This is a genomic window from Mycetohabitans sp. B3 (genome assembly GCF_021498065.1).
Taxonomy (GTDB): Bacteria; Pseudomonadota; Gammaproteobacteria; order Burkholderiales; family Burkholderiaceae; genus Mycetohabitans.
Window position 1 is genome coordinate 1 of record NZ_JAHLKN010000066.1, and the last position, 696, is coordinate 696.

At 63.6% G+C, this 696-nt stretch carries 1 protein-coding gene; it reads left to right on the forward strand.

The window, feature by feature from the left end:
- Positions 1 to 696: phosphopantetheine-binding protein (locus KQH55_RS15545; protein ID WP_235091598.1), on the forward strand; the 696-nt coding region annotated here is incomplete at both ends.

Below are 696 nucleotides of genomic sequence, written 5' to 3' on the forward strand. Positions count from 1 at the left end.
ACGGATCCCAGACCTGAAGATTTATCTGCTCGATGCGCACGGCCAGCCAGTGCCGCTAGGTGCGGTCGGTGAACTGTACATCGGTGGCGCAGGCGTCGCGCGTGGCTACCTGAACCGCCCGGCGTTAACCGCTGAGCGCTTTGTGCCGGATCCGTTCTCAGAGGACGCGGGTGCGCGGCTGTATAAGACCGGGGATGTGGCGCGTTATCGACCGGACGGCAATCTGGAGTTCTTGGGCCGTAACGATGAGCAAGTGAAGATCCGCGGCTTTCGGATTGAACCGGGTGAGATCGAAGCGTGCTTAACGGCGCACCCGCAGGTGCGTGATGCGGTGGTGCTGGCGTTGGGCGAAGGTCAGGATAAACGGCTGGTCGCGTATGTGGTGGCCGATCCCTATGACGCGTTAGCGAGCACGCTGCGCGCGCAGGTGGCGGCGAGGCTGCCTGAGTATATGGTGCCCAGCGCGTTTGTGCGACTCGATGCGTGGCCCTTGACGTCCAACGGCAAGCTTGATCGGCGTGTGCTGCCCGCACCGGATGACGACTCGCTGGCGCATCAAGCGTATGAAGCGCCGCAAGGCGAGCTCGAGACGACGCTGGCGTCGATCTGGGCCGAGCTATTGGGTGTCGAATGTGTGGGCCGGCACGACAGCTTCTTTGCGCTCGGGGGCCACTCGCTGCTGGCGGTGCGGTTGAT